General features: G+C 51.9%; 1 protein-coding gene. It reads left to right on the top strand.

What is annotated here, in order from left to right:
* A partial coding sequence (locus FGT79_RS31510; protein WP_212758675.1) for a hypothetical protein occupies window positions 1-455 on the top strand: 455 nt, incomplete at both ends.

Here is a 455-nt window from a genome sequence, read left to right as displayed (position 1 = left end):
ACCTTTGAAGCGATGGCGGGTACGCCGACGACGCATAATCTGTATTTTGCATCCGGTGGTTCAGAATTTATAGTGGACATCGTAACGGAGTATGTCCCTTCTGCTACAGCAACGAGGACGTATACGTCCTCGTTTAATAAAGTAAAAAGTGGTCAGTATATAGCGCCGACTACCGGATCTATTGTACGAGATGTTGCGCCAGCTTGTGGGCCCGCACGAACAGCGACGGATGTATCAGGCGCTACATTCGTGGAAACCGTTACGACGTTAAACGGTACGTATGTGAAGACACCCGCTGTTCCAGCTTCGGGTACCGCAGGACAGCCGGGGTATACCGCCGCTGTTCCTGAGGTTCTCGGTCCCACCTACCAATGCAGTTACTCGGGTGGCCATGATGTAGAAGTGGGCGGTTACTCCGATACGTGGACGCAAACGTCAACCTTCGATTACATGAA

This window comes from Paenibacillus sinopodophylli (assembly GCF_005930355.1).
GTDB classification, from domain to species: domain Bacteria; phylum Bacillota; class Bacilli; order Paenibacillales; family Paenibacillaceae; genus Pristimantibacillus; species Pristimantibacillus sinopodophylli.
The sequence above is the reverse complement of the archived record's forward strand: the minus strand, read 5'-3'. Positions and strand labels throughout refer to the sequence as shown.